This window comes from Photobacterium sp. HL06 (assembly GCF_059552575.1).
In genome coordinates, this window is the sequence record NZ_CM183914.1 from 716,426 (window position 1) to 741,798 (window position 25,373).

Sequence of the window (25,373 nt, forward strand, 5' to 3'; positions counted from 1 at the left end):
TGCTTGGCGACCATAGCATTATGGACCCACCTGATCCCATGCCGAACTCAGTAGTGAAACGTAATAGCGCCGATGGTAGTGTGGGGTCTCCCCATGTGAGAGTAGGACATCGCCAGGCTTTAACATAGGTTTTCATCTTTTTAAAAAAAGATGAAAGCAAAAACAAATAAAGCAGCGACCATAAGACTTTATTTGTTGCTCAGAATTGAGTGGAGCGGTAGTTCAGTTGGTTAGAATACCGGCCTGTCACGCCGGGGGTCGCGGGTTCGAGTCCCGTCCGCTCCGCCACTTATTTGAAGGGTTCGCCCTTCGGTCGAATGAGTCCCGCTTGTACGCAAGCCCGGCCGTTCCGCCACTTATTCAGACAGAGTTAAGTCTTTAAAATAACTACAGGGGTATAGCTCCAATTGGCAGAGCAGCGGATTCCAAATCCGCGTGTTGGGAGTTCGAATCTCTCTACCCCTGCCACATTCAAGGCTCTAGCAGAAATGCTGGAGCCTTTTTCATTTGTCGCTTCTGCGAAGCGATGTGGGAGCTGGATCACCAGCCCGGTCGAATCTCTCTACCCCTGCCACCTTCAAGGCTCTAGACTGCGCGTCCCGGAAGAAATGCTGGAGCCTTTCGTTTGTAGCTCCAATTGGCAGAGCAGCGGATTCCCCTAATACCAAAACAGCGCGTGTTGGGGCGAAGCTTTCGAATCTCTGGAATGCCAGCCCGGTCCACCCCTGCCACATTCGAAAGCCTCGGCTCCTCAATACTTATGGCACTGTACGCTTTCAGGACGGCAGAACATCTCCTCTTGAGCATCGGAACATGCATCTACAGCTTTAGCGACGGCACTGCCCCGGCTTGCTGATCGTCCGGTATATTGTTCGCCGAAGACACGTAGTTTGCATTGATACATATGATTGCCACCTTCACTGAAATCGCTGTCTTGAGCGATTTGCTTTTCCAGTCGCTTGACCTGTTTGGTGAGCAAGCGAACCTGTTGTTCGAGTGTGGTGATCCTTGCCTCGTGATTATCCTGACTGAAAGCCCAGCTCGGCATCGATAAGACTAGGGCTGTAATGATGATAGTTTTCTTCATAATCAATAATTGAATGGTGTTTTATTTGTGGTGGAGAGTATCAAAAAGAAAGCTGAACGCCAACATTATCTGGCTAAAAACTAGGCTTAATTGAGCGCAAGATGTGGATTAAATTTGAAAGCCTGACTTGGTGGTATTTGTTTAATGGGGGAGAGAGGCGTGATAAAAGGCGATAAAGGACTCGAAATACTGTTTAAATGATAAATTTGTGATCTCGGTTCAGAAGCATGATTCTTTTTTATCTTCAACTCATTAGCTTTTGAGCTGCTAGAATTAACACTTATCTATCCAAATAAAATGCCAGCAAGAGCACAGAAATAGATGCGAAATACATGACATCAGTGGTATCTTGTTGGCTTTTAGTAGCGAGCGATTTGGGAGTTAACATGCCGCATCTTCGTTTCCGTGATGTAGAGTTTGATACTGTAAAGTCACTTTCAACAGCATTAGTGGATGGTCTTCAGCCTCTGATGGCCTGTCCTCGCGAAGATTTCACTTTAGAGCATATTTCCACAACCTTTATTTTCGATGGCGAGGTTTCCTTTGCGTATCCTTTTGTTGAGGTACTTTGGTTTGACCGCGGTCAAGAAGTACAAGATAAGGTAGCGCAACATATCACTGATGCTGTCCGCAATGCTCTGGAAGAGCCAGAGCAAGATGTTGCCGTAATTTTTACTGCTCTGACACCAACCGCTTATTACGATAACGGCGAACATTACTAATTCGCTAAATTTCTTCTCTGATTTTATGGCAGCCCTGTTGCCAGGGGCTTTCTTGTTTTAAAAAGGTGATGTTAATGACGCGCTATGCAAAAGTAGCAGCAGGATTGGGAGTCGTAGCTGGAGTGTTAGGAGTCAGTGCATTTAACTGGTCGTTTGATGTCGCTGATGCGCCTGAGGTAAGTGCGAATGTTCTGGCACCACAGTTCTCTTATCGCTGTATCGAAAGCGCGATTGCACACCCTTTAGATACCGATGGTCAATTTACGGTTTCGGTATGGAATATCTATAAGCAGCAAAGAGAAAACTGGCGAACAGCGCTGGAGTCATTTTCCCAAGAGAGTGAATTGGTATTGCTGCAAGAAGCGAGCTTGAATGCTGATTTACGGGATTATCTAGACGACTCTTCATGGAAGGTCCGCATGGCTAATGCCTTTAAGTTCATGAATACGCCTGCTGGGGTGATGAATTTATCGAGTGTGAATGCCAAAAAGACTTGTGCCTATCTGGCAATGGAGCCTTGGCTGCGTTTGCCTAAGTCTGCCCTGTTGTCTGAATTTGCACTATCGGATGGTAATACGCTGATTGTGGTCAACCTGCACGGTGTGAACTTTGCTGTAGGCTTGGAAGAGTACCAGGAGCAGTTAGACAGCTTGCGAGCCGTTTTGGATACCCATTCTGGTCCTATTATTTTGGCGGGTGACTTTAACACCTGGCGTCAGGCTCGCATTGATGTGGTAAAGAACTTTGCCACGAGCTTAGGTCTTCGTGATGTTAACTTAAGAAAAGATCAGCGTATCAAAGTATTTGGCAAGCCTTTAGATCATTTGTACTACCGCGACCTTCAATTGATGGGGGCAGAGGCACCGAAAACCGATGCCTCAGATCATAACCCGATTATTGCCAGCTTTAGGCTGCAATGATCATGATAGGCCAAACAATCAGAGCAAGTAGCCAAGGCAGGCTGGCAACAATGATTGATTTAGCCCGGTCGAAGTCTGTCCATGCGCCAACGGCAGCATAAGTCAGCGCGATATACCACGGTGCCAGCAATGGGATTGTGGTAGCGAAAGGTGACCATGGGCTATTCAACGGTAGCTTCAGCAGGCCGTTCAAGCTGTTCAAGTCGGCAGCATTTGGCAGGATATTGCTGCTGTTGAACATGATATTGATATAGCTGGCGAAGTCGCCCACCATTGCAGGCAGCATGATGAAGCTAGATGCTGCCAGCCACTTACCGAAACTATGCTTATATTGATTGCTCTTGGTCGCTAGGTTTAGCCATAGCGCCAGCACAAAAATACAAATAGTACGGCCGGTAATGTCACTGAACACTTCACCAGCTAGCAGTACTTCCTTGGTTAACCAAGACTCCTGAACTTGCTGATCAACATTTGAGAACTGAACCGTCAATTCCTGCTGAAGCCAGACCATATCGACATTGTTAAAGTAAGCTCCCCAAAGGAAGAAAGGCCCTAAAATAATGATTAGATAGGGCAAAATCGCCCATTTTGGACGTTCATAGACTGCTGCAAAGCAGTCTATCGGAGAGCGAAAAGTATCGAGTACCGCAAAGAACGGGTTTTTTGAAGGCGTCATACACTTACCTTAGTGACATCAACATAGAGTTTCAGTTTTTGGCCTGGTTTGAGGTATTTCTGGCCGTTGATTTGGTTCCATTTCACCACATCGGATACCTTGACTTTGTAACGCTGGGCAATAGCACTCAGGTTATCGCCAGAGCGTACTTCGTAGTAGACCGTACGGATCACGCCACCTGTTTGGCTGTTTTTCCATAAAGTCAGTTTTTGCCCGACACGCAGCGGTTTGTTTTTGCTGATGCCGTTCCATTTGGTGATCTGATCAATCGAGACTTTCTGGCTGCGGGCAATCGTCCACAAGCTGTCGCCTGACTTCACCTGGTAGGTTGTACGGTAGCCACTGCCATGGCTCTTTTGGGTTTTTGCAGCCAGTTGGGCAGAGATGGTCTCGCCATCTTTCATCGCTACAGGGATCAGAATATGGCGGCCAACGCGAATGCTGGTGCCAGACATATTGTTTGCGCGCTGGATTTGTTTGGTCGTCGTTTGGTGCTTGTGGGCCAATACGCTTAACGTATCGCCAGACTTCACCTTGTAACGCACCACTTTCATCCCCTGACGACCATTACTCGTAAACTGACTATTGAAGCGGTCTACTTTATCGACTGGCAATAATAGGTGGTTCGGGCCATCTGGTGAGGTAGCCCAATGGTTGTAAGCAGGGTTCAAGCTTTGCAGATCTTTGAGCTTTATACCGGCATAGTTGGCCGCCATCGCCAGATCCATTTGGGTACCCGGTTTGACAAGTTCGACCGCTGGCTTGTTGGTAATCGATGGAATGGCAATTCCGTATTTCTTCTGGTGTTTAATGACGTCAGCGACAGCAAGTAGCTTCGGCACATAGCCACTGGTTTCTTTTGGCAGATCCAGTGACCAGAAATCAGTCGGTTTTCCGGCTGCTTTGTTTTTACGGATCGCGCGGAATACACGCCCTTCACCGGTATTGTATGCGGCTAGAGCGTGAAGCCAGTCACCATCAAACTTTCGGTTTAGGTACTCAAGCAAGTCCAGGGCTGCCTGGGTGGACTCGACAACATCACGGCGACCGTCATACCACCAGTTCTGTTCCAGTCCAAAGCGGCGGCCGGTATCAGGAATAATTTGCCATAGGCCGGCCGCCCGGCCGTGCGAATAGGCAAATTGGTCAAAGGAGCTTTCTACAATTGGAAGCAGGGCAAGTTCCAGCGGGAGATCGCGCTTCTCAATTTCTTCAGTGATGTAGTAAAGGAAAGGCTCGGCTCGCTTGGCGACGGTTTTCAGGTGCCCAGGATAGCGAAGATACCAGTTACGGTAGTATTGTACCCGCTTGTTTTCAGGAATATCTGCGGCTAGCTGCATGGTGATGCGCTGCCAGACATCTTCTTGCTCCTGGGGAGTCGGTACTTTTACTTGTTCAATGACGACAGGCTCAGCCGTATCCTTTGGTGCTGCAACGGCAGGCACCTGTACGGGAGTTTCTTCTTTGTTGTTATTTGTGTTTGCTTGTTCTTCTACTGTATTCGTCGTATTAGTAATTTGGCAACCAGCCAGTAATAGCGCACTCGCTAAAAAGAATCGGGATTTCATGGAACCTGCCTAAAGCCAAAATAGTTGGTGATGATACTTGTCCAACCACCTTGGAGACAAGTGACGCAGGTCAAAATTCGTCTTTCCAACGACGCAGTGCAGCGAAGGTCTCCAGATCACTGTCGTCAAATGCCTTATCTGCAACAGATTTTTTGATACTGGCTTGATCACAGCGTAAAAAAGGATTAATCAATTTTTCTTGTCGTAATGTGGATGGGATCGTACTGATGCCCTGGGCGCGAAGTCGGCTTACATCTTCCCGGTAGCGCTGTAGGTGTGGGTTGTCCTGTTCGGCAACTAACGCAAATGCAATATTGCTGCTAGTGTACTCATGGGCGCAGTAGACTTTGGTTTCATCTGGCAATGCAGCGATTTTTTGCAGGGAGTTAAACATTTGTGCCGGTGTGCCTTCAAACAAGCGGCCACAACCCCCAGAGAACAGGGTATCACCACAAAATAGTTTTTCGTCTCCGACATAGGCGACATGGCCCGCGGTATGGCCTGGAACACCAAGCACCATAAAGCGCTCACCAAATATTTCCACCTGGTCACCGTCCTCAACTGATTGGGAGACGCCGGGGATCGGCTCTGCTGAAGGGGCGACAATATTGACATGCGGGAAGGCGCGCTTAAGTTCACTGATCCCGCCAATGTGGTCATGGTGGTGATGAGTGACTAAGATGGCATCAAGGGTGAGTTGTTGTTCTTCTAACACCTTGATTACTGGGGTAGCATCACCGGGATCAACGACGACACAATGTTTATCCGGACTGTGAATCAGCCAGATGTAATTGTCATTAAATGCAGGTATGCTTTTAACTGTAAGCATGTAATTTGTCTCCAGCCTTTGAGGTGTTGAGCAATAACTTATGAAGCCAGCCCGCACAGTAAAAAATATAGAACCACCACACTCCTGGTCACAAGTCGTCAATGGTGAATGGGCGTCCGAGTTGCTACAGGCCCAGCTTGATGAATGGTGGCCCAAGTTATTTGGCTATCATATGTTAAAGCTGGGTGGGTTAAGTTGTGAGCTCGCCAGTGGCCATTGTAACATCCAGCATCAGATTTGCATTGATAAGTTCAATCCACTGCATAATGTGATAGCGGATCATTTTGCCCTGCCGTTTGTGGAAAAGTCTTTTGACGCTTGCGTGATCACTCATCAACTTGATTATTGCTCAGACCCCCACCGTTTGCTGCGGGAAATTGACCGCGTGATGGTGGATGATGGTTATATATTGCTAAGCGGCTATAACCCTGTGAGTATTCTCGGTATGCGTGGGTTGCTGCCCTGGAACCGTAAGCGTTACCCGTGGAAAGGGCGAATGTTTATGCCGATGCGGGTGAAAGACTGGTTGGGGCTACTGAATTACGAGGTAGTATTTCACGAGAATTTTGCCGTATTGCCGGCAACAAGGCACCTGGCTTGTTCAACCTGGGCGGAAAGTATCTTGTCAGAGACCTGTTCGTCGATTGGCAGTATGTACCTCATTGTTGCGCGTAAGCGAACGGTTCCCCTAAAACCTATCAAGCCGACCTGGAAGCTACGGCGCCAGCTAGCGCCGCTCGGGCTCAATTGCCGAACCAAGGCAAGCCAAAAAGTGAAAGGGTCGTAGTGGAACCTTGGCTGTTAGTTAGGGAGGGTTCACACCTTGTAGCCTGTGTCATCTTGACTTGGTGACTCTGCAGCGGTACGCGCCAGATCGTCACAGCGCTCATTTTCCGGGTGGCCGGCATGGCCTTTTACCCAGTGCCAGGAGACTTGATGGCGTTGGGTTTCTTCATCAAGGCGTTGCCAGAGATCGGCATTTTTCACTGGCTTCTTCTCAGCGGTCTTCCAGCCTCGCTTCTTCCAGTTATGGATCCACTGCGTGATCCCCTGGCGAACATATTGGCTATCGGTGGTAAGATCAACTTGGCAGGATTCTTTGAGGCTTGATAAGCCGACAATGGCAGCCAGCAGTTCCATTCTGTTATTTGTGGTCATGTAAAAGCCGTCGCTGAGCTCTTTTTCATGCTGTTTGTACCGCATGACGGTACCATAACCACCAGGTCCTGGGTTACCCAGGCAAGAACCGTCGGTGAAAATTTCTACCTGCTTAGTCATATTTGGTAGTATTCGCTGTAGGAAAAACTTTAGTCTGACACAATCGCAACTATGAAAGCTACTAACGAACGAATTATCGTATTCGATACCGAAACAACCGGTATGAATATGACCGGGCCTCACTACGAAGGCCACTGTATTATCGAAATCGGTGCGGTTGAGATCATCGACCGCAAGCTGACGGGTAATAGCTTCCACGTTTACATCAAGCCCGATCGGGAGATCGATGCGGAAGCGGTTGATGTTCACGGTATTACCGATGAATTTTTGCTTGATAAGCCAACCTATAAAGATGTCCATGAAGAGTTCATGGCATTTATTCGAGGGGCTGAGCTGGTTGCTCACAACGCGCCCTTCGATACCGGTTTTATGGATTACGAGTTCAGGAAGCTGGATCCGTCAATAGGTAAGACCGAAGACTTTTGTAAGGTGACCGATACCCTGGAGATGGCCAAGCGGCTTTTCCCGGGGAAAAGAAACAACCTTGATGTGCTGTGCTCGCGATACGGAATAGATAACTCGCACCGTACCCTGCACGGGGCATTGCTCGATGCCGAGATCCTGGCTGACGTATACCTGCTTATGACAGGTGGCCAAACATCGTTGGCGCTCAGTGCCGGTAGTGAAGAAAGTGATACCGGTACCGAAAATGCTATCCGTCGGCTGGCTTCGGGAAGAAAATCATTAAAGATCATTAGGGCATCGGCCGATGAAATACAAGCGCATGAATCGCGCTTGGATATTATTGAGAAAAAAGGTGACGTCTCGCTGTGGCGTCAGTAGAGGTGCTATGCGGCGGTTATTATTCCTAGTGATGTTGATACCGGTACTGTCTTGGGCAAAAGACAGTACGGCTATGTCGTGGTTGGATAACCGTTTTCGTGTCGATCCTACCGTTGAGCAGGTCTCGTTTGTGGTCAAGCGGGAGGAGAATAGCCGGGCTATCGTCCTGGTTCGCCCTGACGGAAAGAAATACTATTCAGGGCGCCACCCGCGGAATGTCTCTTGGTATGATGAGCCCGGGATAGATATCATTTCGATTGAGAATCCCATGCCTGGCCCATGGCAGGCGGTTGGCAGGGTTACCCCGAAGAACCAGGTCACGGTATTATCGAACCTTAAGCTGGAGGTAGAAAACCTACCTTCAAGACTTTACCAGTCTGAAACCCTTAAGTTTACAGCCCGCCTTACCCAAAGTGGGAACTTACTGACAATGCGCGACTTCCTTGATCGAGTAAAGCTGTCAGTCGTTTTTTATGAATATATTGAAGATATCGAAAACCTGCCCAAAGATGCCTGGCCAAGCCCTATTGTGTTGGGGGAATTTTCCGACGATGGGCTGGCCTTTGATGAAAAGCCGGGTGATGGGGTGTTTACTGTCGCTTTGCCGGTAAAAATCCAGCCAGGAAAATACCGCGTCAGGATCAGTTCTGGTAACGGTATTTTTCTCCGCACGGTAGAGCAACAGGTATTAGTGTACCCACCGCCGATGAAGGCAAGTTTTATCCAGGGACGTGGACGGAGCGAGCCGCACCAGGTCGTGGTTGAAACAGAGGAAGGGGCATTGCTGCCGGGATCACTGGCGGCCCATATTGTTCAGGTGAACCCTGATGGGGATGAGACCATTAGCCAGCAACATGCACTTTCGGATGAAGACGGGCTGAAAGTGCGGCTACCCAATGGTAAGGCCCCTGGGCGCTATGGTTGGTCTGGCTGGTTATATGCAACGGATAATTTTAATAACCGGGAGCTTATATTTAGGCTGGCGGAAAACCATTTTGCCGTGATGGCCGAGCTACAACTGGATCGCAATCTGGAAGACTTCAGGGCCCAGCAGGAGGCGAAGGCGCAGCGAGAAGAGATGTTAAGGCTGGAAGCCGAAAAACAGGCAGCGCGCTCAAAGGCATTGAAAGTTATCTTAGGGGCGAACGTGCTGGTGGTGTTGCTGGTTGTGGTGATTGCATTCTTGTGGCGTAAGCGGCAAATGAAGAAAGCGTTGGAAAAAGATTCGCTAGTTGTACCAGCATCATGATTATGCGGTAAGTGATTAGCGTAGAGTACCGAGAAGTGACAAAGAGAAGGGAAGCCATTGGCTTCCCTTCTCTTTGTTGCTGGTGAATCGATTTAGGTTATCTAGGCGGCAATATCTTTTTCTTCCGGTTGGTAAGGTTTTGCTGCCAGCTCTTCAGGTTCAAAGTCATCTACATTGATCGTACGCAGGCGACCTTCTTCTGCTCGGCGCAGTAGTTTGGCCTCTTCTTCGTTGATGGCATTAAGCTCTAGGCCTACTGCTGCAACATTGTCCAACTGCATAAATGGGAACTTTTTGCCAGCAGCCTGACAGATGCGATCATAAATTGGTTCGGCGGCCAAGATATCTTTCAGGGCTAGTTCAATCATACCTACCGGATTATTTTCGCATGCTTCCAGGAACTGGCCACGACCGATGCGGCTACGGGTATCACAAGGCGTTTGAATAATACGGGCAATCTTATGATCTAGCTTGTCCGATGGCTTAACACGGCCCAGTCCAAGCGGGAAGATCAGTGGACGTAGCAACGCAGCGATTGGACGATTCGGGAAGTTACGCAGGAACTCATCCAGCGCTTCCTGAGTCTGGTACAGCGAATCCTGCAGCCCCCAGTGAACCAGCGGTAAGTCATCTTGCTTACAACCATCATCGGCGTAGCGCTTGAGGGTGGCTGATGACAGATAAAGCTGGCTTAGCACATCACCCAAACGAGCAGATAAGCGCTCTTTTCGTTTCAGAGAGCCACCTAATACCGCCATTGAAATATCAGCAAGCAGTGCCAGGTTGGCACTATAGCGGTTCAGCTGCTGGTAGTAGCGAGCCGTTGCATCTTTACGCGGTGACGAAGAGCCCCTGCCGTCAGTCAGGCCAAACCAGAATGAACGCACCATATTGCTGATCACAAAGCCGATGTGGCCGAATAGGGCATTATCAAAACCGTTCAGTGCTTTGTCGGCATCGTCGTTGTAAGCCGCATCCATCTCTTCTAGTACATAGGGATGACAGCGTATTGCCCCTTGGCCAAATATGATCATTGAGCGGGTTAGGATGTTTGCCCCTTCCACGGTAATCGCAATCGGTGCACCCTGATAGCCACGCGCCAGGAAGTTGCTTGGCCCCATGGAGATCCCTTTGCCACCAACAACGTCCATGGCATCAATGACACTACGTTGGCTTCGGTGAGTACAATGGTATTTGACGATAGCTGAAATAACCGAAGGTTTCTCGCCTAAATCGATGCCGGAAACTGTCAAGTCGCTGGCAGAATCCAATACATAGGCATTACCTGCAATGCGTGCCAATGGCTCTTCAATACCTTCCATTTTACCGATTGGCAACTTGAACTGGCGACGAATACGGGCATAGGCACCGGTTGCCATCGCCGCCGTTTTCAGGCCACCTGTTGAGTTAGATGGCAGGGTGATACCCCGACCAACAGACAAGCATTCAACCAGCATGCGCCAGCCCTGACCTGCCATTTCTTGGCCACCAATGATGAAACTGATAGGTACGAAGACTTTGTCACCTCGGGTTGGACCATTTTGGAATGGCACATTGAGCGGGAAGTGGCGACGGCCAATTTCAACACCATCGGTATCGGCTGGGATCAATGCACAGGTGATACCGAGATCTTCTTCGTCACTCAGTAGATGATCGGGATCGAACAGTTTAAAAGCCATACCTAGCACAGTTGCGATAGGGGCAAGAGTGATGTAGCGCTTGTTCCAGGTCAATTCCATGCCGAGCACTTCTTCGCCTTGCCACATCCCTTTTTTGACGATGCCGAAATCGGGGATTGAGCCGGCATCAGAACCAGCTTCCGGGCTTGTGAGCGCGAAACAAGGAATTTCTTTGCCTTCGGCCAAGCGGGGTAGATAGTGATCTTTCTGCGCTTTGGTACCGTAATGTTGTAGCAGTTCACCTGGGCCGAGCGAGTTTGGAACACCGACCGTTGAAGAGAGTACGGCAGACACACCGGTTAGCTTTTGTAACACCAGTGATTGGGCATAGGCTGAAAACTCCAGACCGCCGTATTCTTTTTTGATGATCATGGCGAAGAATTTATGATCTTTGAGGTACTGCCAGACTTCAGGCGGTAGATCGGCCAGTTCATGGGTAACTTGGAAATCATTGACCATTCGGCAGACTTCATTGACCGGGCCATCGAGAAAGGCTTTTTCCTCGGCACTTAGGCGTGGAGCCGGAATATCATGAAGCTTGTTCCAGTCCGGCGCGCCACGAAACAGATCAGCTTCCCACCAGACCGTACCAGCATCAATGGCTTCTTTTTCGGTACGGGACATTTCAGGCATAACACCCTTAAACGCTTTCAGAGCGGGTTTACTTAACAGGTTCTTGCGTAATGAAATTACGTTTAACGGTACTGCGATAAGCAGGAAAGCGAGCCAGCTGTACTGGCCGACAATATCAAGTGCCGAGCCCAGCGCCAGTGTAGCCACGAAAGCGGCGGTAAACGTTCTGAGGTTGGCACGGTGATAGGCGAGCACGCCGGTTATACCAATTAGCCCTAGTAGGTACACAAGTGTAACCATGATGATTCTCCTTATCGTGGGCGTTGATTTATTATTTTATGGGTACGGTTTATGCAAGGTAAGAGGTCTTACCACTTGTGATAAGTGTAAGGGCTTTTTTAATAAAATGTAAAATAATTTTCTGTTCTGAAAGGGGCGAGTTACGTAAAGATGTCCTGTTATCCCTTGTTACAAAAGGGATTGATCAAGATCAGCGAGTTGAAAAAATGTGCTTGCGAAAATAAGTCATACAATTAATATGGTCATTATTGTGATGCCGTTCACGCTATTTATGAGTTTGACATTAGTGTCAAACAGGGGTGTGGATGACTCATTGAGTCATTTGTTGCCTTTCCCGAACTCCGACTGACACATGCCCGCCGGATCCCTCTATCGGGATGACAGCTTTTCCTATTTCTTCTTTTGTACGCAAGTGCAGGGGTTTGTCGTGTTGTTATTTCATGCTTTAAAGCAAGCGTGGCGAGAAGGCTATTCGTTTTCTGCGCTGCGTGCCGATATTGTTGCTGGTGTTACTGTTGGTGTTGTTGCTATCCCGTTGGGGATGGCCCTGGCTATTGCTGTTGGGGTGCCGCCGCAGCATGGTTTGTATACGGTTATTGTTGCGGGCCTGCTTGCAGCCCTGTTTGGCGGTTCGCGGTTTAATATCAGCGGGCCGACGGCAGCATTTGTGGTGATCTTGCTGCCGATCACCCAGCAGTACGGTTTATCCGGCTTGATGCTGGCAACCTTGATGTCAGGTGTGATTTTACTTTTGATGGGACTACTACGGCTTGGCCAGCTGGTGGCCTATGTCCCGTACCCTGTTACAACGGGATTTACTGCGGGCATTGGCCTGGTCATCGCTTTTCTCCAGCTCAAAGATCTGCTCGGGCTGGCTGTTGAGGGAAGCCCGGTTCATTTCCCTGAGAAAGTGCTGGCTTATGCCAATGCCCTGCCAACCATCAATTACGTCGATGCAATGGTGGGATTTGCAACTGTTGTGGTGTTCATTTTATGGGCGAAGCTGAAAAACCGCATTCCTGCCCATGTGGTTGCTCTGGTGGCAGGAACGCTACTGGCATGGGTGATGAACCAATGGGGTTCGTCGCATGTGGGGCTGCTTGGTGAAAAGTTCCACTACCAAATTGGTGACTTGGTTGGCCAGGGGATCCCACAGGTGTTACCGCAACTGGTGATGCCATGGCAACATGCGCAATTTAGCTGGGGACTGGTGGTTGAATTGCTTCCTGCCGCTTTTACCATTGCCATGCTGGGTTGTATAGAGTCTTTACTGTGTGCGGTAGTTGCCGACGGTATGACAGGGACCAAGCATAACCCGAATGCCGAGCTGGTCGGGCAGGGGCTAGCCAATATGGTGGTACCATTTTTTGGTGGGATCCCGGCTACGGCTGCGATTGCCCGTACAGCCACGAATATCCGTGCCGGGGCATTTTCTCCGGTATCAGCGATTACCCATGCTTTGTTTGTGCTGGCGGCGATGATTGTGCTGGCTCCAATGCTTTCTTATATTCCGATGAGTGCCTTGGCTGGACTTCTTATCATGGTGGCCTGGAATATGTCGGAAGCCCCGCACTTTGTTCATACCTTAAAGGTGGCTCCCCGCCGTGATGTCGCCGTGTTGCTGACATGTTTTACATTGACCGTGGTGTTTGACATGGTGATTGCTGTGGTGGTGGGGCTGTTGTTGGCAGGTATATTGTTTATTCAGCGCATTGCTACCTTGACCAGTGTAACGGTTGTTGATCGGGAGCATCAGCACCAGGATTTCGGTGATGATGTGGTGGTATATGACATTAATGGTCCTCTATTTTTTGCCGCCAGCGAGAAAGCCTTCAATGTGATTGATCACTCGTCGGCGAATACGCGTGCGGTGGTACTTGATTTCAGTGATGTGTCAACGATAGATATTACTGCGATCCACGCGTTTGAATGTGCGCTGGAGAGAATTCGTCAGTACCCGGTTTACCTTCTGGGCGTAGCGGCACATGTCGAGAAAAAGTTGGCGACAGCCGGGGTACTGGCGGTTGATAACATAGCGCTTTATTCATCACCACAGTCATTACGTGAGCATTTGGCAATAAACCGTCACAATGTGCAGCCTCAGGAGTCGACACCTTCGACTGTTTCTTTGTACACTGCAAGCTAAGGCGCATAAGTGTTTAGCCGGGGCGTGCCCGGCTAGGCGATAATATTGTATGAATAACCCGAGATTAGCCTATGTACCAAGATTTGATCCGTGCAGAACTAAATGAAGCTGCTGAAGTATTGGACCGTTTTTTAAGTGACAAAAAAAACATTGCAGATATTGAAGCTGCTGCCAAAGTACTGGCAGAGTCGTTTAAGCAGGGCGGTAAGGTACTGTCATGCGGTAACGGCGGCTCACATTGTGATGCGATGCATTTTGCCGAGGAGCTGACTGGGCGCTATCGAGAAAACCGTCCGGGTTATCCTGGTATTGCTATTTCAGATCCGAGCCATCTTTCTTGCGTGAGCAATGACTTCGGTTATGATTATGTATTCTCGCGTTACCTGGAAGCGGTCGGAGCAAAAGGTGATGTTCTGTTTGGTCTGTCGACCTCGGGCAATTCAGGGAACATTTTAAAAGCAATTGAAGCGGCAAAAGCCAAGGGGATGAAATCCATTGCCCTGACAGGGAAAGACGGCGGCAAAATGGCTGGTCTGGCCGATGTCGAAATCCGCGTACCGCATTTTGGTTTTGCTGACCGTATCCAGGAAGTACATATTAAAATTATCCACATTTTAATTATGCTGGTTGAGAAAGAGATGGCCTCGAGCTAACCGCTATTATTGTTAGTAAGTACTTCAATACCGTAAGAGAGGGCATAAAGGACTATGTGTGAATTGCTTGGCATGAGTGCCAATGTGCCAACCGATATTTGTTTCAGCTTTACCGGCCTGATGCAACGGGGCGGAAAGACTGGCCCACATCGTGATGGCTGGGGGATCACCTTCTATGAAGGGCGGGGTTTTCGTACTTTTAAAGACCCAAACCCAAGCTGCCGCTCACGGATTGCAGAGCTGGTACAGGAATATCCGATCAAAAGTTGTGCGGTAGTCAGCCATATTCGGCAGGCTAACCGTGGTGGGGTCAGCCTTGAAAATACCCACCCATTTACCCGGGAGTTATGGGGGCGTTACTGGACCTTTGCCCATAATGGCCAGCTAACGGGCTATGAGACGCTAGATACAGGCCGCTTCAGGCCTGTCGGTGATACGGACAGTGAGATAGCCTTTTGCTGGTTGCTCAACCAGCTTGAGGCGAAGTTTCCTGAACTACCTGACGATATGGCGTCGGTATATGAATATGTCGCTGTTTGCTGTGATCGATTAAGACAGCTTGGCGTGTACAACATGCTGCTGAGCAATGGTGAGTGTGTGCTGACATACTGTACCAATAACTTGCACTGGATCACCCGTCGGGCACCGTTTGGACAGGCCTCTTTGATTGATGAGGATGTGACGATTGACTTCCAGAAGGAAACCACGGCAAACGATGTCGTCACTGTGATTGCAACTCAGCCTCTGACCAATGATGAGAACTGGCATAAGATGCAGCAAGGTGAGTTCAGCGTGTTCCATTTCGGTGAGCTAATTCATAACCGAACGCTATAGAGGCGGTATCTATTGGCGCTTTTTCTGCGTTGTAAACGATAAAAAAACGCGACCTTATGGTCGCGTTTTTTTATCTGTATTTCCGATTACTCTTCAGCGGCATAGCCTTGTGGAGGCAGTCTATTACCATCAAAGACAGCACTTTCTGCTATCATGCTCACGCGATCTTGCAAGAACCAGTTGGCGACTAGCGGATAGATGCGGTGTTCCTGTTGCTGTACTCGGGCTGTGACGTCTTCAACCGTATCGTTGTCGAAGATAGGCACTTTAGCCTGCAGGATCACAGGGCCGCCATCTAACTCTTCCGTGACAAAGTGAACACTGGTTCCGTGCTCTTTGTCACCGGCTTCAATGGCACGCTGATGGGTATGTAATCCTGTGTACTTCGGCAGCAATGACGGATGAACATTAAGCATGCGCCCCTGGTAGTGGCGGACAAACTCGCTGCTCAAGATACGCATGAAACCAGCCAGAATGATCAGATCCGGTTGGAAGGCATCAATTTGCTCTGCCATTGCACGGTCGTAGCTATCACGATCACTGTACTCGCTGGCTGCCAGGTGCACGGTGTTGATGCCAGCCTGACGGGCGCGCTCTAAACCATAGGCATCAGCTTTGTTTGACAGTACTGCGGCAATTTTAGCATTGCGGATCGTACCGTCCTGGCAGGCATCAATCATGGCTTGAAGGTTCGAGCCGCTGCCAGAAATCAGGACTACGATATTTTTCATCGGCTTACTTAATCTCCACCTGCTCTTCGCCAGCGTCGGCGTCAGCAATTTCGCCTAACAGCCAAGCGTTTTCGCCTTCTGCGTTTAGGATCTCGATTGCTTGTGCTGCTTGATCCTGCGGTAGAGCAATAACCAGGCCGACACCACAGTTGAAGGTGCGGTACATTTCGTAGGTATCAACATTGCCGGCTTCCTGTAGCCAGTTGAAGACAGCAGGCCATTCCCAGCTGTTACCGTCAACCACCGCTTTTGCACCTTCCGGCAGTACGCGAGGGATATTTTCCCAGAAACCACCCCCAGTGATGTGGGAAATGGCGTGGACATCACAGCTTTCCATCATCTTCAGGGTTGATTTGACATAAATTTTGGTTGGTTCAAGTAGGTGATCGGCCAGTGGCTTGCCTTCAAGTTCTTGGCTTAAATCGGCTTGAGAGACTTCGATGATCTTACGGATCAGAGAGAAACCGTTAGAGTGTGGGCCACTCGAACCAACAGCGATAAGTGCGTCACCCGCTTTTACTTTACTGCCGTCGATGATATCCGCTTTTTCGACAACACCTACGCAGAAGCCTGCAACGTCATAGTCTTCGCCGTGGTACATTCCTGGCATTTCTGCCGTTTCACCACCAATTAGCGCACAGCCAGATTGGATACAGCCTTCGCCAATACCCGCAACAACAGCAGCAGCAGTGTCAACTTCCAGCTTGCCTGTCGCGTAGTAGTCAAGGAAGAATAATGGCTCTCCTCCTTGAACAATCAAATCGTTGACGCACATCGCGACCAGGTCAATACCAATCGTGTCGTGCTTGTTTAGATCCATCGCTAAGCGAAGTTTTGTGCCCACGCCGTCTGTACCAGAAACTAATACCGGCTCTTTATACTTGGTTGGTAGCGAGCAAAGCGCCCCGAAACCACCGATGCCGCCCATCACTTCTGGACGGTGGGTGCGTTTAACCACCCCTTTAATACGATCAACTAATGCATTTCCCGCATCAATATCTACACCAGCATCTTTGTAACTAAGAGAAGAGTTATTGCCGTTCACAAGAGATCCCTCACCGCATTAAAGTAAAAAAGCGGGGGTATGATAACAGCAGTCAGGGCGGAAAGGGAAACGTTTGCGTCAATAAATCTTGCTGGATGTTTCCTGAGCAAACGATATCTATCCCTCTATCAGAGCGCTTATGGTCTAGTGTATAATAGCTCGATTTTTTTTAAATTTTGTTTGCTTAGGAGTCAGAAATGAAAGTCGTTGAGGTTAAACACCCACTGGTTAAACATAAGATTGGTCTTATGCGCGAAGGCGACATCAGCACTAAGCGTTTCCGTGAGCTAGCGACGGAAGTTGGTAGTTTGCTAACGTATGAAGCGACTTCAGACTTCGAAACAGAAAAAGTTACCATTGAAGGTTGGAACGGTCCAGTTGAAATCGATCAGCTTAAAGGTAAGAAGGTAACGGTTGTGCCAATTCTGCGTGCTGGTCTTGGTATGATGGACGGTGTTCTTGAGCACATGCCAAGCGCACGTATCAGCGTTGTCGGTATCTACCGTGATGAAGAAACCCTAGAGCCGGTTCCATACTTCAACAAGCTTGCATCAAACATCGACGAGCGTATTGCTTTGGTTGTTGATCCAATGCTAGCGACTGGCGGTTCAATGATTGCAACACTGGATCTGCTAAAAGAGCAAGGCTGTAAGCTGTTTAAAGTACTGGTACTGGTTGCGGCGCCTGAAGGGATTGAAGCTCTTGAAAAAGCACACCCAGACGTTGAGCTGTACACTGCAGCTATCGATGAAAAGCTAAATGACAAAGGCTACATCGTTCCAGGTTTGGGCGATGCGGGTGATAAGATCTTCGGTACGAAGTAATTTATTCGTCTGAAAGTAAATAGCCGGGCAGATGCCCGGCTTTTTTGTGTCAGTACTCGATGTTAAGCATCTTCTATTTGGGCATTATCGACGACATGGTTCTCACCCAGATCGTCTGGCAGGATCAGGTTCAGCAAGATGGCAACAATACCGCATAGGCTAACACCCTGTAGGCTGAACTCACCGATGCCGAATGCCATGCCACCAATACCGAATACTAGCGTGACTGCAACGATCACCAGGTTGCGGGCCTTATGCAGATCAACGTTGTTTTTGATCAGAGTATTGAGGCCGACGGTGGCGATTGAGCCGAACAGCAGGATCATAATACCGCCCATGACAGGAACCGGAATGGTTTGCAGCGATGCCCCAAGCTTGCCAACGAATGCCAAGACTAATGCAGTCACAGCCGCCCAGGTCATGATGACTGGGTTAAAGGCTTTGGTCAGCATGACGGCACCGGTCACTTCGGAGTATGTTGTATTTGGTGGTGCACCGAACATTGAAGCGGCAATGGTGGCTACCCCGTCACCGGCCATGGTGCGATGCAGGCCTGGCTTCTTCAGGTAGTCTTTACCGGTCACATTCGAGATTGCCAGCATATCACCGACATGTTCGACTGCCGGAGCAATCGCCACTGGGATCATAAATAGCATGGCGTTAATGTTGAATTCAGGGAATGTGAAGCTTGGCATTGCCAACCAGCTTGCTTGCGCTACTGGCGTGAAGTCCACAACACCAAAAGCCAGGCTCACGCAGTAACCCGCAACAATCCCCCCCATGATCGGAACTAACTTCAGGAAGCCTTTCGCAAAGACACTTAGAGCGATAGTCACAATCAGAGAGATACTTGAAATCCACAGCGCGGCATTGCCTTCAATCAGCTGAACGGCGCCATCGCCGGTTTTGCCCAGTGCCATGTTGACGGCAACAGGGGCTAGGCCCAGGCCAATCACCATGATGACCGGTCCGACGACAACAGGTGGCAGCAATTTATGAATGATACCCACACCGCGAACTTTGATGACTGCCCCCATGATGACATACATCACACCCGCCATCATTAGGCCACCCATAGTGCTGGCTACGCCCCAGGCTTGTACTCCATACATGATAGGAGCGATGAAAGCGAAAGAAGAAGCGAGGAAGATAGGAACGGAACGTTTTGTGATGACTTGAAAGAGGAGGGTACCCATACCAGCGCCAAAGAGCGCAACACTAGGATCTAGCCCAGTAAGTAACGGAACCAGAACCAACGCACCGAATGCGACGAACAGCATCTGTGCACCTTGCAGTACCTGCATCATTGTAGTCTTCCACCCTGTCTGAAAAAAAAATCGCGCAATGCTATCACGGATGTAATCGTTTGCCTATCTGGTATTTGTTGAAAATATGATTTGCAATGCCAGGTTGTTGCTTTTGTGGTGTTAATCACTTTTTTTTGAAACAATTACATTTTTCTGACGCAGATAGAGTGAAAGCCATAAATACTTATTTTTAGTTGGCGATACCTTCGCCGAAATACACAGAAAAGATCTCTGTTGATGGGGATGAAATGGATAGTTAATCTAAGAGATATCAGATAGTCTGGGATTTTGTGGCAGTTGCAGTTGCCGATACTGCCTCGTTCATTTTATGATCGGGCATTAACTAAGTGATGAATGAGTTTTCTATGTTGCGTTTTGCTCTATTAATGTTTGCTTTATTGGCATTGCCGCTTAAAGCTGCAACCGTAACCAATTTGTATCAGGCGCAGGTTGTATTACCAGACACGGATAAGCAGTCTGAACAAAAAGCCCGTGAGGAAGCGCTGGAGCAGGTACTGATCAAAGTGTCAGGCCAGAGCGCAATTATTCAAAATGAAGTGATTCACAAGGCGGTGGCCAATAGCAGTCCGTATGTTAGCCAGTTTGGCTACGGTAGCCTGGCTGGACAGCAGACATTGGAACTTACTTTCGACCGAGCCCGGATCCGTAACCTGCTGACCCAGGCCAATGCGACGTTATGGAGTGAACAACGCCCAAGCGTGCTGGTTTGGATGGTCAAAGATGCCAACCGAAGCCGTGATATTGTCTGGGATCAATCAGGTAATACCGCTGAGGTACAGCTAAAAAGCGCAGCGGACATGCGTGGTGTACCCGTTCTGATGCCGATTGGTGATTTTGAAGATGTTACGGCAATTAATATTCCTGATATCTGGGGCGGCTTTGTTCAGCCGATTGCTAATGCCAGTACACGCTATCAGCCTGATGCCGTTCTGGTGGTACGAGTTCGCCAACAGGCAGACGAGAGTGTGCAGTTGGGCTGGCAGCTATTTGCCGATAAGCCAGAAGATCTTGCTTCATCCCAAACCGCTCCGGCAGAAGGCCGTGCGGCAGGCACATCGGCAGATGCACTTACCGAGATGATGAACCAGGTTGCTGATCAGCTTGCAGCGAAATATGCCGTGCAGTTGGGCGGTGCAAGTGACGGTGAGTTTGCGATTCAGGTCGCCAATATCCAGTCGACAGAGGATTTTTTCACCCTTGAGCGGATGCTGACCAACCTGACCTCGGTGGCTTCGGTCAACGCGAGCAAGCTGAAGGGAGACTCCGTCACTTTCGGGATGAACCTGTTGAGCTCAGAGGCGGCATTTAAGCGTGAATTGGGCCAGGATCGCCGTTTGACACCGTTAGAGACTGATCCCGGTTATACCATTGTGGCTACTGCTGACGAAGAAGCGGTAGTGATCGATGAGCTGCAAGATGGTCGCGTAGAAGCGCTGACTTATAACGCTGAGCCTGAAGCTGAACCCCAGGATCCGCAGGCACTTGATGTGACAGCAACCATGGCCCCAGCACTTAGCCAAGCTAACCAATATTACTGGAACCCTAAACCTAGCTTGTAGCTTGATGTACTCGGTTGGTGATAAGAATTTGATAAAATGCGGTGGTACCCCCACCGCATTTTTGATCGTGTCAGGGATTATTTCCCATTCCTTTCGTGTGTTTCCTTTTCTTCCTTTTCGACCTGCGACAGCTTCTTTAGCTTGATGCCCAGCTCCCTGCCTCTGTGGCGGGCAAAGAGAATATTGGCAATAAATGCACAGGTTGTCAGCCCCAGCTCCACGAAGGCCAGCAGGCGCTCGCCGCCATCGACCCAGAGGATAGTCAGGGCATGCAGGAAGTAGAACATCAGGATGAAATTAGCCCACGCATGGGTATAGGGCCTGCCCTCCAGGATCCCTTTCAGTGGAAATAGCATGGGCAAAACCCACATACCGGCAACCACCAAGTTATTCAGGTGAGGGTGAGGGGAAAGGGTACTTTGCCATAAGCCAACCCATAAAATTAAAGACAGGTTGGCAATTAAGGCGGAGTAGCGCAAATTCTGAGTCGATTTGCTCATTGCTATCATACGGTTGTCCTTAACTTATTCATGAAGCTTTTTCGCCGTTTCGGCCAGGCGCTTTCCTAGTGCCTGCGCAAGGGCAGATTCATCGCTGTCCAGTACTTTCTGCTGGCCGTGGCTAAGGTGTGAAGCGCCATAAGGGGTGCCCCCCGAGCGAGTTGTATGCAGTTGTGGCTCGGAATAAGGCAGGCCGACAATAAGCATTCCGTGATGCAGCAGGGGCAACATCATTGACTGCAGTGTGGTTTCCTGGCCTCCGTGCATTGATGACGAGGAGGTAAACACACAGCCTGGTTTGCCTATCAGGGTGCCGGAAAGCCAGTGGGCACTGGTACTATCGATAAAGTGTTTCAGCGGGGCTGCCATATTACCAAAGCGAACCGGACTTCCCATTGCCAGCCCTGAGCAGGCCTTCAGATCATCCTGGGTTACACAGGGATCGCCATTGGCTGGCGCCCCCTCGAGTTTCCCCTGGCTGTCAATATCTGCCACCGTCCGGAGTATGGCTTCACAACCGTCAACCTGTTCGATCCCGCGGGCAATCTGCCTTGCTAGCTGCCGGGTACTGCCGTGACGGCTGTAATAGAGCACCAGGAGTCTGTGCATTATAGAATATCCAGCACTTGCTCTGGCGGACGTCCCATCGCCGCTTTGTCACCCTTCACGACGATTGGGCGCTCGATCAGTTTCGGGTTTTCGGCCATTGCTTCAAATAGCTGTTGTTCGGTCACGCTCTCTTCACCTAGCGCCAGTTCTTTATAGAGCGTTTCTTTGGTACGCATCATTTCACGGGCAGAGCTATAGCCTAGCTGGCTGAGCAGGGTTTTAAGCTGGCCCACATCCGGTGTCTGCTCGAGGTATTTGACCACGTCTGGGCTGATGCCTTTTTCTTCAAGCAGTGCCAGGGTCTGGCGGCTCTTAGAGCAGCGAGGATTGTGATAGATAGTTACTGACATGGTTTCTCCCAATTAATATTGTGCCATTTGCTATTGCCTGAGTGAGCGGCCAGGTTAGCAGAATGGGGAATAAATGTTGCAGTCCTATTGTAGAGGAACTGCAACACGGAAGAAAAGCAAAGTCAGTAACGGGATCAGAGATTTGAGACGCGGGAGCGGGCCAGGCGCAGCTGATCTATCCGGGCGTCATAGCGTGCCTGATCCAGAGAATCAACCTCAACCAGCTGGCTAGCCTGAATATAATGCTGAATGGCTTTATCCCACTGGCCTCGAAGTGCCATCAGCTCGGCACGCGCTGCCAGTTCGGCATCACGGCGGCCGCTTTCGGCATAGGCTTGGGCCAACAAGTGCCAGCCATTAGTATCGTCAGTGTTGTCATAGGTGTAACGCGTCAGGATCGAGATGCTTTCTGTATTACGGCCAGCCTCCTGGAGGGCATGGGCGAGGTTGAGGCGCAGTACCTTATGGTTTGGGTTGGCTTTTAATGCCTTTTCAAGGCGCGCTATTGCCTGATCGTATTTCTTCTCGTAGAGTTCGAGATCGGTAGCAGAGTCGATATAGAACCGGTTATTAGGCTCAGCAGCCAATAGGGGATCCAGCAGTTCATGGGCTTGCTGGTATTTACCTGAATCAATATAGATCAGTGCTTTGCCGTAATTAAGGGCATTTTTTTGTTGGCCGTTGGCTTTTTTCAGCTGGCGGTTGAACCAGTCCAGAGCGGCTTCGCTGTCGATGCCGGCATAACGGGCCACAATGCGTGCCCGTGCGAGCTGATAGCGCTCCGACGTGTCGACGCGTTTAGCCGGAAATTGGTTGGCTCGGCTGCGAGTATCTGAAATTCGCGACTCAGGCAGTGGGTGAGTCAGTAGCATGGCTGGCGGCGTGCTGGCGTAACGGTATTGATCCGCCAGGCGCCCAAAGAAGCGCGGCATAGCCTGAACTTCGAAGCCTGATTTTGCTAGGGTAGCGATACCAATGCGGTCGGCTTCTTTTTCATTACTGCGGGTATAGTTGATCTGGCCTTGTGCCGATGCGGCGGTCGTGGCATGAATTGCCGCTATTCCAGCTTCAGGCGAGGCAATCGCCAGCATCAGGGAGCCAATCAGTGCCGCCATGGTGGCAGGGGATTTCTTGGCCTGATCTTCCATACTGCGCGCAAGGTGGCGCTGGGTGATGTGGGCTATTTCGTGGGCGACAACCGAGGCGAGCTCACTTTCTGTTTTGGCGTGGAGAAACAGTCCGCTATGGATTGCAACATGGCCGCCAAAGAACGCAAAGGCGTTTATTTCACGATTCTGGATCATGAAAAAGTTAAATGGTGTTCGTACGTCATCGGCATTGGCAACCAGGCGGTGGCCTAGATCTTGAACATATTCCGAGAGTAGCGGGTCGCTGATCACTGGCATGCTGGCACGCAGCATTCGCATGTAAGCGTCACCGTATTCCATTTCCTTTTCAATCGTCAGCGTCGATGCTGCTGTCGTCCCTATTTCTGGCAGAGCGTTGAAGCTATCTGCCTGAGCCGTCAAGCCCGAACCGAGTAAGGCACTAATTAAGAGATAGGTTGGAGCTTTGGCAAATCGAAACATGGTAATAATACAACCGCCTTTCTGATAATCGTTCCAATTCTGCCTGAGTGATAACTAATATCTATTGAATTCGCTAAATCATTCACAAGCAGGTATAACTTACAGAGAATAAGACAACGAAACCTACCACAGGTTTCTTTTTTGTCGCACCGATGTCATTTACAATACTCCAATGGATAATAACTGTCAGCATACCGGAATGGAAATCCCTACGCTCAATTTGATTTCAGAACGTTGCCCGATGGCACTTTTACTGGCCAAACGAGCGACCAAAGAGCTCAGTTTCGGTCAGAGTTTGAAGATGCATATCTCTGACGCTGGTGCCAGACAAGATATTCCCCGTTACCTGTTAAACCATGGGTTTAACATTGAAGAGCAGGCTGCCTGTCAGCAAGAGCTCGTAATTATCGTGACCAAAAGGCAGTAAAGATTTTATGCTGGACATGCTCAATCGCTGGTATAAGCGAAGATTTTCAGATCCCCATGCAGTAAGCCTCGTTACCATCCTGTTGGTTGGCTTCCTGACCATTTATTTCTTCGGTAACTTGATTGCGCCTTTGCTGGTGGCGATTGTACTGGCATACCTGCTGGAATGGCCGGTTATGCGACTGACCCGGCTGGGGCTGCCGAGGTCGATATCGGTAATGCTGGTCTTGCTTGTTTTTGTTGGCCTGATGGTGATGGCTGTGTTTGGCCTGGTGCCGACGATCTGGCACCAGGTCGGCAATCTGATAGCCGATGTCCCGAATATGTTCAATGGGCTGCAGGAGTATGTCTCTAGCCTGCCGGAGCGATATCCTGACATAGTCCAGCCACACCAGGTGGGTACCTTCATGACCACCTTGCGGGAAAAAGTGCTGGGAATGGGTGAAACCATGGTCAAAGGTTCGCTGGCATCGCTGGTGAGCCTGGCGACACTGGCTGTTTACCTCATATTGGTTCCTTTGCTGGTGTTTTTCTTGCTTAAAGACAAAGAAGAAATGCTGAGAACGCTGAGTGGTCTACTACCTAAGAACCGCCGCCTGGCCAGCAAAGTTGGTGTCGAGATGAACCAACAAATCTCAAATTATATTCGCGGCAAGGTTACCGAGATCTTTATCGTAGGTATTGTCAGCTACATCACCTTTGCGGTGATGGATCTGCGCTACGCTGTTCTATTGGGTGTGTTGGTTGGCTTTTCGGTACTGATCCCGTATATCGGGGCTGCGGCCGTTACCCTGCCGGTTGCTATGGTTGGCTTATTCCAGTGGGGGATCAGCCCGGACTTCTGGTGGCTGCTGGTGGCATACGGCATCATCCAGGCTCTGGATGGTAATGTGCTGGTGCCTATTTTGTTCTCTGAAGCGGTAAACCTTCACCCGGTTGCGATTATTGTCGCTGTGCTGGTCTTTGGTGGCTTGTGGGGATTCTGGGGGGTATTTTTTGCTATTCCGCTGGCAACGCTGGTGAAAGCGGTTTGGAACGCGCTGCCATCAAATGAAGCCCATGATGAGACGCTGAAGGAAAGCGAGTAACATCGCAATGCCAGAGCTTGAATTAAA

The 25,373-nt window shown here is 49.6% G+C and carries 25 protein-coding genes, 2 tRNA genes and 1 rRNA gene; 15 read left to right on the forward strand and 13 right to left on the reverse strand.

Going from position 1 to position 25,373, the window contains the following annotated elements:
• Positions 1-2: 2 nt before the first annotated feature.
• The 3 genes from rrf (at position 3) to AC51G0_RS03520 (ending at position 468) form a co-directional block, all read left to right on the forward strand.
• Positions 3-118 (forward strand): 5S ribosomal RNA (rrf, locus tag AC51G0_RS03510).
• 93 nt (positions 119-211) lie between these two features.
• A tRNA-Asp gene (locus AC51G0_RS03515) sits at positions 212-288 on the forward strand.
• Positions 289-391: 103 nt separating this feature from the next.
• Positions 392-468: transfer RNA gene (locus tag AC51G0_RS03520), tRNA-Trp, on the forward strand.
• Positions 469-751: 283 nt separating this feature from the next.
• On the opposite strand, the gene AC51G0_RS03525 is transcribed toward AC51G0_RS03520, so the two are convergent.
• A complete protein-coding gene (locus tag AC51G0_RS03525) occupies positions 752-1,087 on the reverse strand; it encodes a hypothetical protein (RefSeq protein ID WP_496300702.1) in 336 nt (111 codons plus the stop codon).
• 386 nt (positions 1,088-1,473) lie between these two features.
• Between AC51G0_RS03525 and AC51G0_RS03530 the strand changes: the two genes are divergently transcribed.
• Together AC51G0_RS03530 and AC51G0_RS03535 are read left to right on the forward strand one after the other, a co-directional pair.
• Entirely contained in the window at positions 1,474-1,809 is a 336-nt protein-coding gene (locus AC51G0_RS03530; protein ID WP_496300703.1) for a DUF1904 domain-containing protein, read from the forward strand.
• A 74-nt stretch (positions 1,810-1,883) separates the two neighbouring features.
• Complete coding sequence (locus AC51G0_RS03535) at positions 1,884-2,729, forward strand: endonuclease/exonuclease/phosphatase family protein (protein ID WP_496300704.1); 846 nt, start codon at positions 1,884-1,886, stop codon at positions 2,727-2,729.
• On the opposite strand, the gene AC51G0_RS03540 is transcribed toward AC51G0_RS03535, so the two are convergent.
• The 3 genes from AC51G0_RS03540 to gloB form a co-directional block, all read right to left on the reverse strand.
• Positions 2,716-3,405, reverse strand: coding sequence for a Yip1 family protein (locus tag AC51G0_RS03540; protein WP_496300706.1), 690 nt, complete (start codon positions 3,403-3,405; stop codon positions 2,716-2,718). The two genes, AC51G0_RS03535 and AC51G0_RS03540, sit on opposite strands and share 14 nt — an antisense overlap.
• Complete coding sequence (locus AC51G0_RS03545; protein WP_496300707.1) at positions 3,402-4,973, reverse strand: lytic transglycosylase; 1,572 nt, start codon at positions 4,971-4,973, stop codon at positions 3,402-3,404. The genes AC51G0_RS03540 and AC51G0_RS03545 overlap by 4 nt, the downstream gene beginning before the upstream one ends.
• 70 nt (positions 4,974-5,043) lie before the next feature.
• Complete coding sequence (gloB, locus tag AC51G0_RS03550; protein WP_496300709.1) at positions 5,044-5,802, reverse strand: hydroxyacylglutathione hydrolase; 759 nt, start codon at positions 5,800-5,802, stop codon at positions 5,044-5,046.
• A gap of 40 nt (positions 5,803-5,842) precedes the next feature.
• Here gloB and AC51G0_RS03555 point away from each other — a divergent pair, with 40 nt between their 5' ends.
• Positions 5,843-6,589, forward strand: coding sequence for a methyltransferase domain-containing protein (locus AC51G0_RS03555; RefSeq protein WP_496300710.1), 747 nt, complete (start codon positions 5,843-5,845; stop codon positions 6,587-6,589).
• A 29-nt stretch (positions 6,590-6,618) separates the two neighbouring features.
• On the opposite strand, the gene rnhA is transcribed toward AC51G0_RS03555, so the two are convergent.
• Complete coding sequence (gene rnhA / locus AC51G0_RS03560; RefSeq protein ID WP_496300711.1) at positions 6,619-7,080, reverse strand: ribonuclease HI; 462 nt, start codon at positions 7,078-7,080, stop codon at positions 6,619-6,621.
• Positions 7,081-7,131: 51 nt separating this feature from the next.
• Between rnhA and dnaQ the strand changes: the two genes are divergently transcribed.
• A complete protein-coding gene (gene dnaQ / locus AC51G0_RS03565) occupies positions 7,132-7,863 on the forward strand; it encodes a DNA polymerase III subunit epsilon (protein ID WP_496300712.1) in 732 nt (243 codons plus the stop codon).
• A 7-nt stretch (positions 7,864-7,870) separates the two neighbouring features.
• Positions 7,871-9,112 (forward strand): TIGR03503 family protein, encoded by a 1,242-nt coding sequence (locus AC51G0_RS03570; protein ID WP_496300713.1) that lies wholly within the window; start codon positions 7,871-7,873, stop codon positions 9,110-9,112.
• Positions 9,113-9,213: 101 nt separating this feature from the next.
• Here the strand turns inward: AC51G0_RS03570 and fadE are convergent, their stop codons facing one another.
• Entirely contained in the window at positions 9,214-11,664 is a 2,451-nt protein-coding gene (gene fadE, locus AC51G0_RS03575; RefSeq protein ID WP_496300715.1) for an acyl-CoA dehydrogenase FadE, read from the reverse strand.
• 427 nt (positions 11,665-12,091) lie between these two features.
• On the opposite strand from fadE, the gene dauA reads away from it, so the two are divergent.
• The 3 genes from dauA (at position 12,092) to AC51G0_RS03590 (ending at position 15,297) form a co-directional block, all read left to right on the forward strand.
• The gene (gene dauA / locus AC51G0_RS03580; RefSeq protein ID WP_496300716.1) at positions 12,092-13,810 is read left to right on the forward strand and encodes a C4-dicarboxylic acid transporter DauA; all 1,719 of its coding nucleotides are present in this window, start codon (positions 12,092-12,094) and stop codon (positions 13,808-13,810) included.
• Positions 13,811-13,881: 71 nt separating this feature from the next.
• Positions 13,882-14,463: a D-sedoheptulose 7-phosphate isomerase gene (gene lpcA, locus AC51G0_RS03585; protein ID WP_496300717.1), complete on the forward strand. Its 582-nt coding sequence runs from the start codon at positions 13,882-13,884 to the stop codon at positions 14,461-14,463.
• A 54-nt stretch (positions 14,464-14,517) separates the two neighbouring features.
• Positions 14,518-15,297, forward strand: a complete 780-nt coding sequence (locus AC51G0_RS03590; RefSeq protein WP_496300718.1) for a class II glutamine amidotransferase — start codon at positions 14,518-14,520, stop codon at positions 15,295-15,297.
• Positions 15,298-15,383: 86 nt separating this feature from the next.
• On the opposite strand, the gene purN is transcribed toward AC51G0_RS03590, so the two are convergent.
• Both purN and purM read right to left on the reverse strand, forming a co-directional pair.
• Positions 15,384-16,028 (reverse strand): phosphoribosylglycinamide formyltransferase, encoded by a 645-nt coding sequence (purN, locus tag AC51G0_RS03595; RefSeq protein ID WP_496300719.1) that lies wholly within the window; start codon positions 16,026-16,028, stop codon positions 15,384-15,386.
• Between the two features lie 4 nt (positions 16,029-16,032).
• Positions 16,033-17,073: a phosphoribosylformylglycinamidine cyclo-ligase gene (gene purM / locus AC51G0_RS03600; protein WP_496300720.1), complete on the reverse strand. Its 1,041-nt coding sequence runs from the start codon at positions 17,071-17,073 to the stop codon at positions 16,033-16,035.
• Between the two features lie 197 nt (positions 17,074-17,270).
• On the opposite strand from purM, the gene upp reads away from it, so the two are divergent.
• On the forward strand, positions 17,271-17,897 hold the full coding sequence (gene upp / locus AC51G0_RS03605) for a uracil phosphoribosyltransferase (protein WP_496300721.1): 627 nt from the start codon (positions 17,271-17,273) through the stop codon (positions 17,895-17,897).
• 62 nt (positions 17,898-17,959) lie between these two features.
• Here upp and AC51G0_RS03610 read toward each other — a convergent pair whose 3' ends face one another.
• Complete coding sequence (locus AC51G0_RS03610; protein WP_496300722.1) at positions 17,960-19,204, reverse strand: uracil-xanthine permease family protein; 1,245 nt, start codon at positions 19,202-19,204, stop codon at positions 17,960-17,962.
• A 365-nt stretch (positions 19,205-19,569) separates the two neighbouring features.
• Between AC51G0_RS03610 and AC51G0_RS03615 the strand changes: the two genes are divergently transcribed.
• Positions 19,570-20,784, forward strand: a complete 1,215-nt coding sequence (locus tag AC51G0_RS03615) for a DUF2066 domain-containing protein (protein ID WP_496300723.1) — start codon at positions 19,570-19,572, stop codon at positions 20,782-20,784.
• A gap of 77 nt (positions 20,785-20,861) precedes the next feature.
• On the opposite strand, the gene AC51G0_RS03620 is transcribed toward AC51G0_RS03615, so the two are convergent.
• The 4 genes from AC51G0_RS03620 to bepA all read right to left on the reverse strand — a co-directional run bounded on the left by AC51G0_RS03620 (position 20,862) and on the right by bepA (position 23,832).
• Complete coding sequence (locus AC51G0_RS03620) at positions 20,862-21,293, reverse strand: DUF2069 domain-containing protein (RefSeq protein ID WP_496300725.1); 432 nt, start codon at positions 21,291-21,293, stop codon at positions 20,862-20,864.
• Positions 21,294-21,308: 15 nt separating this feature from the next.
• Positions 21,309-21,893 carry an NAD(P)H:quinone oxidoreductase gene (gene wrbA, locus AC51G0_RS03625; protein WP_496300726.1) on the reverse strand — a complete coding sequence of 195 codons (585 nt, stop codon included), beginning with the start codon at positions 21,891-21,893 and terminating at the stop codon, positions 21,309-21,311.
• Positions 21,893-22,243, reverse strand: coding sequence for an arsenate reductase (glutaredoxin) (gene arsC / locus AC51G0_RS03630; RefSeq protein ID WP_496300727.1), 351 nt, complete (start codon positions 22,241-22,243; stop codon positions 21,893-21,895). The genes wrbA and arsC overlap by 1 nt, the downstream gene beginning before the upstream one ends.
• 134 nt (positions 22,244-22,377) lie before the next feature.
• Positions 22,378-23,832, reverse strand: coding sequence for a beta-barrel assembly-enhancing protease (gene bepA / locus AC51G0_RS03635; RefSeq protein ID WP_496300728.1), 1,455 nt, complete (start codon positions 23,830-23,832; stop codon positions 22,378-22,380).
• A 199-nt stretch (positions 23,833-24,031) separates the two neighbouring features.
• On the opposite strand from bepA, the gene AC51G0_RS03640 reads away from it, so the two are divergent.
• The gene (locus AC51G0_RS03640; protein WP_496300729.1) at positions 24,032-24,259 is read left to right on the forward strand and encodes a sulfurtransferase TusA family protein; all 228 of its coding nucleotides are present in this window, start codon (positions 24,032-24,034) and stop codon (positions 24,257-24,259) included.
• A 7-nt stretch (positions 24,260-24,266) separates the two neighbouring features.
• The gene (locus AC51G0_RS03645) at positions 24,267-25,346 is read left to right on the forward strand and encodes an AI-2E family transporter (protein ID WP_496300730.1); all 1,080 of its coding nucleotides are present in this window, start codon (positions 24,267-24,269) and stop codon (positions 25,344-25,346) included.
• The last annotated feature ends 27 nt before the right edge of the window (positions 25,347-25,373 follow it).

Coding starts and splice junctions, on each gene's coding strand:
- AC51G0_RS03590 (WP_496300718.1), top strand. CDS start 14,518: ATGTGTGAATTGCTTGGCATGAGTGCCAATGTGCCAACCGATATTTGT.
- rnhA (WP_496300711.1), bottom strand. CDS start 7,080: ATGACTAAGCAGGTAGAAATTTTCACCGACGGTTCTTGCCTGGGTAAC.
- AC51G0_RS03570 (WP_496300713.1), top strand. CDS start 7,871: ATGCGGCGGTTATTATTCCTAGTGATGTTGATACCGGTACTGTCTTGG.
- purN (WP_496300719.1), bottom strand. CDS start 16,028: ATGAAAAATATCGTAGTCCTGATTTCTGGCAGCGGCTCGAACCTTCAA.
- AC51G0_RS03545 (WP_496300707.1), bottom strand. CDS start 4,973: ATGAAATCCCGATTCTTTTTAGCGAGTGCGCTATTACTGGCTGGTTGC.
- AC51G0_RS03610 (WP_496300722.1), bottom strand. CDS start 19,204: ATGATGCAGGTACTGCAAGGTGCACAGATGCTGTTCGTCGCATTCGGT.
- wrbA (WP_496300726.1), bottom strand. CDS start 21,893: ATGCACAGACTCCTGGTGCTCTATTACAGCCGTCACGGCAGTACCCGG.
- AC51G0_RS03530 (WP_496300703.1), top strand. CDS start 1,474: ATGCCGCATCTTCGTTTCCGTGATGTAGAGTTTGATACTGTAAAGTCA.
- AC51G0_RS03540 (WP_496300706.1), bottom strand. CDS start 3,405: ATGACGCCTTCAAAAAACCCGTTCTTTGCGGTACTCGATACTTTTCGC.
- dnaQ (WP_496300712.1), top strand. CDS start 7,132: ATGAAAGCTACTAACGAACGAATTATCGTATTCGATACCGAAACAACC.
- upp (WP_496300721.1), top strand. CDS start 17,271: ATGAAAGTCGTTGAGGTTAAACACCCACTGGTTAAACATAAGATTGGT.
- fadE (WP_496300715.1), bottom strand. CDS start 11,664: ATGGTTACACTTGTGTACCTACTAGGGCTAATTGGTATAACCGGCGTG.
- arsC (WP_496300727.1), bottom strand. CDS start 22,243: ATGTCAGTAACTATCTATCACAATCCTCGCTGCTCTAAGAGCCGCCAG.
- AC51G0_RS03615 (WP_496300723.1), top strand. CDS start 19,570: ATGTTGCGTTTTGCTCTATTAATGTTTGCTTTATTGGCATTGCCGCTT.
- AC51G0_RS03535 (WP_496300704.1), top strand. CDS start 1,884: ATGACGCGCTATGCAAAAGTAGCAGCAGGATTGGGAGTCGTAGCTGGA.
- lpcA (WP_496300717.1), top strand. CDS start 13,882: ATGTACCAAGATTTGATCCGTGCAGAACTAAATGAAGCTGCTGAAGTA.
- bepA (WP_496300728.1), bottom strand. CDS start 23,832: ATGTTTCGATTTGCCAAAGCTCCAACCTATCTCTTAATTAGTGCCTTA.
- AC51G0_RS03555 (WP_496300710.1), top strand. CDS start 5,843: ATGAAGCCAGCCCGCACAGTAAAAAATATAGAACCACCACACTCCTGG.
- gloB (WP_496300709.1), bottom strand. CDS start 5,802: ATGCTTACAGTTAAAAGCATACCTGCATTTAATGACAATTACATCTGG.
- AC51G0_RS03640 (WP_496300729.1), top strand. CDS start 24,032: ATGGAAATCCCTACGCTCAATTTGATTTCAGAACGTTGCCCGATGGCA.
- AC51G0_RS03645 (WP_496300730.1), top strand. CDS start 24,267: ATGCTGGACATGCTCAATCGCTGGTATAAGCGAAGATTTTCAGATCCC.
- AC51G0_RS03525 (WP_496300702.1), bottom strand. CDS start 1,087: ATGAAGAAAACTATCATCATTACAGCCCTAGTCTTATCGATGCCGAGC.
- AC51G0_RS03620 (WP_496300725.1), bottom strand. CDS start 21,293: ATGATAGCAATGAGCAAATCGACTCAGAATTTGCGCTACTCCGCCTTA.